4 protein-coding genes are annotated in these 5,874 nt (G+C 66.8%); 1 reads left to right on the forward strand and 3 read right to left on the reverse strand.

The window, feature by feature from the left end; all coding sequences use genetic code 11:
* Nucleotides 1–410: 410 nt before the first annotated feature.
* The gene (locus C1A38_RS30020; RefSeq protein ID WP_233197113.1) at nucleotides 411–1,271 is read right to left on the reverse strand and encodes an ATP-dependent DNA ligase; all 861 of its coding nucleotides are present in this window, start codon (nucleotides 1,269–1,271) and stop codon (nucleotides 411–413) included.
* A gap of 324 nt (nucleotides 1,272–1,595) precedes the next feature.
* A complete protein-coding gene (locus C1A38_RS30025; RefSeq protein ID WP_102661053.1) occupies nucleotides 1,596–3,155 on the reverse strand; it encodes an acetolactate synthase large subunit in 1,560 nt (519 codons plus the stop codon).
* 127 nt (nucleotides 3,156–3,282) lie between these two features.
* On the opposite strand from C1A38_RS30025, the gene C1A38_RS30030 reads away from it, so the two are divergent.
* Nucleotides 3,283–3,810 carry a DUF302 domain-containing protein gene (locus C1A38_RS30030; protein WP_102661054.1) on the forward strand — a complete coding sequence of 176 codons (528 nt, stop codon included), beginning with the start codon at nucleotides 3,283–3,285 and terminating at the stop codon, nucleotides 3,808–3,810.
* Nucleotides 3,811–4,075: 265 nt separating this feature from the next.
* Here C1A38_RS30030 and C1A38_RS30035 read toward each other — a convergent pair whose 3' ends face one another.
* Complete coding sequence (locus C1A38_RS30035) at nucleotides 4,076–5,209, reverse strand: cupin domain-containing protein (protein ID WP_102661055.1); 1,134 nt, start codon at nucleotides 5,207–5,209, stop codon at nucleotides 4,076–4,078.
* Between the last annotated feature and the right edge of the window lie 665 nt (nucleotides 5,210–5,874).

The raw sequence follows: 5,874 nt of genomic DNA on the forward strand, positions 1-5,874 counted from the left end.
ATCTACACGCCGACGAACAGCGCATCTCGGCGATCACCGTGAATCACCCAGGCTAGAAGCAAATGGATCGAGCGCGGCTGCAAGCAGCGAGGAAGCATCGAACGTGCCGCCTGCAGGCGAGACGTGACGACAGTAGACGGGGGGTAGCCGAGTTGAACCGCACGGGATGACAGCCGAAGACAGCAGGATTACACCACGCCACGGGACGTGACCACGCCGCGCCGAAGTGCCGGTAGCAGGCGAAGGAGCGGCGGCGTAGTACTCGCGTTCGAGGTCGTTCATGGTGGGAGGGTCGCCCGCTACTTCGAGCGCCAGTTGCGGATGCAAGCGGCTCAGGCTCGGGTGACTGTTAAGGCGTGACTGCTGCGGATCCCGAACCACCTGCTGCTCATCAGCAGGCCCTCGGATGCTCACCCCAGGTCGCCGAAGTAGCCCTCTTCCTCGCCGAGCAGTAGCGGCACGTCGTAGACGGACATGTCCGCTCGGGTCCGCGCGTAGCGCACCCGGTGGCGCCAGCGTCCGTGTTCGAACGCTACGTCGGCGTCGATCTCCGCCACCACGGTTGGTTCTACCTGGGCGTACGGCAGCGGTTCCGGCCGGTCCAACTGGCCGGACCAGGACGCGGGCAGCGGCTGCGGCCACGGGTGGGCCACGCTGCCGGGGCGCGGCATGCGTGGCGGCGAGAGCAGCTCGGCCAGCGCCGCACGCTGGTCCAGGGTTAGCGGGTGGGAGCGGCCGGTGTACCGCAGCCGTCTCCGTCGGTCGAATCGGCCCAGCAGCACGGTCTCCGGTCGGCTGAAGCCGCCGGTCACCCCACCGATGATCGCCTCGGTGACGATCCGCGTGCGGGACTTCCACCAGCCTCGCCGGCCGGGCTCGTACCGGCTGCTCAGGCGCTTGCTGACCACGCCTTCGATGCCCGCGGCGACCGTCCAGTGCAGCAGCCAGTCCGTCACCTGCAGCATGTCGGTTGTCTGCGGGGTCAGGGTGAGCTGTGCCGGCGCGTCGACGAGCAGCCGCTCCAGCCGGGCTCGACGTTGCGCCAGCGGCATGTCGAGGACCACCTGCCCGTCGGCGTCGGCGAGCAGGTCGAACAGCACGTAGTGGGCGGGACGCTCGCGGGCCAGGCGCAGCAGGTCGCGGCCGGCGGTGACCCGGCGTTGGAGCTGGGCGAAGTTGGTGCGGCCGCGTTCCCAGACGATTAGCTCGCCGTCGAGCACAACGCCTGGCGGGACGACGGCTCGGATCGCCCGGGTGATGTCTACAGGCAACGTCAGATATCGGAACTGATGGAATTCCCGGTTCTGAGCGAGGCGGGCCGCGCGATGAGACCTGCATCGCGGCTCCGTGATACGGCGGCGAAAGGAGCGCCTGGCCGCGGGAGGACTCTGCACGGAGGAGTAACCGCCGCGCGGGCCACCCTCGACGCCGCCTATGCCGTGAAGGGCGGTGCGCGGCATTCGCAACGGCGCACCTCACACGGTCCGCACTGCATCGGTCCGCGTGCCCGCGACACTGACCGCCGCCCTTCAGCGGCCGGACAGCCGGTACGGGCTGTGCGCGGAGCGCTGGATTGCCGACGCGGCGTCGAGGGCTCAGGCGGCGGGTGGTATTACGGCCTGGATGAGGTGTGGGCCTGGTTTGGTGAGGGCGTTGGACAGTTGTTCGGCGAGTTCTTCCGCGGTGGTGGCGCGGGTGGCGGGCACGCCGAAGGACTCCGCTAGGCGCACGAAGTCGATTGGGGGATTGGTCAGGTCGAACTGGGGGTTGGTGTCTGGGTCGTTGGTGCCGGGGCGCCGGCTGTAGTAGTTCCATTCCTGGCGCAGGATGGCGTATGAGTGGTTGTCGAGTATCACGGTGGTGACGTTCAGTTGCTCACGTGCCTGGGTCCAGAGCGCGGTGGGTGTGTACATGGCGCAGCCGTCGGCGATCAGGGCCACCACCGGTCGGTCGGGGGCGGCGACGGCGGCGCCGACGGCGAGGGGCATTCCGTCGCCCATGGCGCCGCCGGTCTGCATGAGTACGTCGTGGCGGGGAGCTCCGGCGGTGGCGTGCGCGAGCGCGGTGCCTGAGCTGACGCTCTCGTCGATGACGATCGCTCGTTCGGGTAGCAGCGCGGCGACGACGTCGCACCAGCTCTGCAGGGTGAGAGGGCCGGTGGGCAGTTGCGGGCGTCGGGGTTCGGTGACGCGGGCTGTCGTGTCGGGGGCGACCAGGTCGGCTAGTTGCGTTAGCGCGGCCTCGGCGTCTTGGCCCACCTCGGCGAGCACATGGGTCGTAGCGTCTGGGGGAACGAGGCAGCTGGGTTTGTCGGAGTAGGCGAAGAAGGCTACGGGTGCTTTCGCGCCCGCGATGATGACGTGGTGTGCCCCGGCCAGCTGTTCGAGGGCCTGGTCGGGGTAGAAGCCCAGCCGGGGGAACGTGGGTAGGCCTGCGCCGTGTTCGACCCGGTTGGAGTAGAGCTCCTGCAGGACGCGGACGCCGGTGGCGGCGGCGATACGGCTCGCCGCGCAGAGACCGGCCTCGCGCAGGGCGGGTCCTCCGATCACCAGGGCGGCGGTATCGCCGCTGCGGATGATCTGCGCGACCTGGTTGATGATGTCGGGATCAACTGCGGGCGCGGGCTGTGGGGTGGCGGGGACGCCTACCGCTGCGCCGTCGGACCACGAGACGTCCGCTGGCATGATCACGGTCGCGATCTGTCCTGGTGGCTTCACCGCGTCGGCCAGGGCCGCGGCGGCGTCGGTCCCTGCGCCGGCGGGGTTCTCGGGGCGGCGCACGGGACCGCGCAGCCAGCCGCCCAGGGCGGCGATGTCGGAGGCCAGGGGTGGGTCGACGGCGTTGTGGTAGGTCGGGTGGTCGCCGACGATGTTCACCACCGGTGAGTTAGCTCGCCGGCTGTTGTGCAGGTTCGTCAGCCCGTAGGCGAACCCCGGACCGAGGTGCAGCAGCGTCGCCGCTGGCTTGCCGGCGATGCGGGCATAACCGTCGGCCGCGCCGGTCACCACACCCTCGAAGAGAGCGAGTACCCCGCGTAGCTGCGGCACCGAGTCAAGCGCTCCGACCAGGTGCAGCTCGGTGGTTCCGGGGTTGGTAAAGACGACTTCTACCCCGCCGTCTGCCAACGTGCGCATCAGTGCTTCCGCGCCGTTCACGTTCTACCCCTCTCCGCCTGTACCCGGAGCGGTAGAATAAGGGACGAAGTCCTTACGAGAGCCTAAAAGGTATTTGGGTGCTACCTTCGAGTGGCAGTGAGTCAGGCAGAGGGGAACTGGCGAGGCGATGAGACCGGACCGTGTTGCTGAACGCCCCTACCAGGCCCGCCGGTTCGACATCAGCGTCGACCGCCCGTTCGAGGACTTCCGGCGGCAGTACGAGGAAGCGGTCCCGCCGTACGACCCAACGGCGTTCAACGCGTTGGTGGCTCGCGGTGCACCCTGGTCCGACGTGCTGAGCCTGATGCGGGAGCGCGCCCCCAACGGTTTCCTCATCTACTGGAGCAGCGGTGACCTGCAGCCGATGATGAGCCTGGCGGGCGACTCGGCGCAGTCAGTGGAGTATCTGATGGGAAACCACACCATCGCCGAACGGATGTTCCGCCACGACCCGACGGTCATGTTGTACGCGCCGCTACGCACCGCCATCAGCAGTGGCTCCGGTGGTACGCGGTTGACGATCGAGCAGCCCAGTTGCGCGATGGGCTCCTTCGGCGTCGACGCGATCCACGCTGTAGGCGTCGAACTCGACCGGAAGGTGGCGGCCCTGCTAGACCATCTTGGACTGCCGATCCCAGCGCAACTGTCCGCCTGAGTTTCGCGCGAGCCGATACAACTCGAGCCAGGCCGTCCTCGGTTGACAGCCGGCGGGTCGAGGTTCGTCGGCGTCACCAGCGCATCGTGATCGATGATGCCCTGAACGAACCCCTCGGTGTCACGAACACTGTCATCACGTTCAACCGACGAAGCTCCGGTGAGATTGAAGCGGACGTACCACGTCCTGCGACGCCGCCGGTAAAGACTGGTCGATCTGCCTTGCCCGGTGACCGGCCCCGTGGTGTCGGGGCCGGCCGCCGAGCTCAGATCACGGACTGTTTGGTGTTCGGCAGGCCGTCGACGATTGACTTCTGCACGTTGATCGTTTGCGCGATGATCTCGTGGGGTGTGTTGGCCATCCACTGCATCACCGAGATGTCCTCGAAGCGCGGGTGCCGGAACATCTCCAGGAACACCAGCGGCTCGTCGCCGGTGTTCTCGATGTAGTGCCCGTACGCGAAGGGCACGTAACCCACGTCGCCGGCCTGGAAGTCGAACGTCCGGGCGGCGGCCTGCGACGCGAAGACACCCATCCGTCCGGTGCCGGAGATGTAGTACTGCCATTCGTCGGTGGTGGGATGCCAGTGCAACTCACGCATCCCGCCCGGCTCGACCTCCACCAGGGCTGCGGCGGTGGTCACCGACGCGGCGAAGTTGGTCGAGTCGGTGACCCGGACCGTCCCACCCCGGAAGCGTTGCGGTGTCTGCGCGAGCATCCGGTGCTTAAAGCTTCGCGGAATGTCGCCGGTGGGGCTGACCACCCGGTCCTGTTGCAGCGGCGGCGGAACGTCGCCCTGGAAGATGTACTTCTCCCGCTCGGGCAGGTTCTGCATCTGTTCCATCGTCCAGCCGAAGTTCTTGGCCAGGACGCGCTTGGGCGTGTGCGCGAAGAAGTCACTGAGCAGGAACGTGTTGTTCTCCGAGAACACGCCGTCGTCGAAGACCAGCAGGAACTGGCAACCGTCCTCGAGTGCCTGGATGTTGTGCGGGATGCCCTGCGGAAAGAACCACAGGTCACCCTCCTTGACGTCCTCGATGAAGTTGCGTCCCTCGTGGTCGACCGCGGCGATCCGGCAACTGCCGCTGAGCACGTACGCCCACTCCGACTGCTTGTGCCAGTGGATCTCCCGGTACCCGCCCGGCTCGAGACCGAACTGGACGCCGGACAGTTGGGTGGCGATCGGCAGATCGCGGCTGGTGACCTCCCGCGTCCAGCCGCCCTTCTCCACCCGGGTATGCGCCTGCGAAAACGAGAACTTGAGGTTGGGCACCAGCCGACTGTCGGTCGTCGGCGGCACCACCAGATCCGGGTTCTGCCGCTCCATCTCGACGTTACGCCCGGCCAGCGGCGCACTGCCTTGGTCGCCGCGGCGCGGCTGAGGATCACTGTTAGCCATGATCGCTGTCTCCCAACTTTAGTTCGATTGTTTGGAGGCGGAAACAAGTCCGCGCTGCGAGCGTGCCCAGCGAGGCAACCCGAGCAATGTGCGCACCCCGGAACGGCCGTACTCAATGGTGGTCGCGATGGGTACTGCCGTGGCGGTTAGCGTCAACACCAGCCTGGTCCAGAGCGGCAGGTATCCACCCGCCCCGGTAGCCGCGAGTAGAACCAACACGAACAGCGTAGCGCGAAGCCGACGCATACCAGGAAGAACGGTCCGATCCGCGCCGGCTGGCGTCCGACTGACCAATGCCATGATGGTCTCCACTCCCGCAAGAATTGGGCCCTCAGGTGGGCGGAAAGGGCCCTCCCGCCCAAGCCGCAGCAACGTGCATCAGAGTTTGCGCTCTGAATTCGATGATATGCGGTGAGTTGCTGGCCTCGCATCACGTGAACGCGCTATTTCATTCGCCACTAATTCCGGACGTTTAGATCCATTCGCCACGGACAGCGCTTCAATCGAGCTTTAACGCAGCCATAAGTAATGCATCGCCCGGGAAGGCGAGAAAGGGACGGCCGGCGCATTAGGCAGACTGTCCCCACACATGTTCAGTCTGGCGATCTAGCCTCGATGATTCGTGCCTGACGCCGGCTCCTTCGGCCCGGCGGAGCTGATCGTTG

It is taken from the genome of Verrucosispora sp. ts21, assembly GCF_002879555.1.
GTDB lineage: Bacteria > Actinomycetota > Actinomycetes > Mycobacteriales > Micromonosporaceae > Micromonospora > Micromonospora gifhornensis.

Excerpts from the sequence above, each read along its gene's own strand:
- C1A38_RS30035 (WP_102661055.1), bottom strand. The coding sequence starts at position 5,209 with ATGGCTAACAGTGATCCTCAGCCGCGCCGCGGCGACCAAGGCAGTGCG.
- C1A38_RS30030 (WP_102661054.1), top strand. The coding sequence starts at position 3,283 with ATGAGACCGGACCGTGTTGCTGAACGCCCCTACCAGGCCCGCCGGTTC.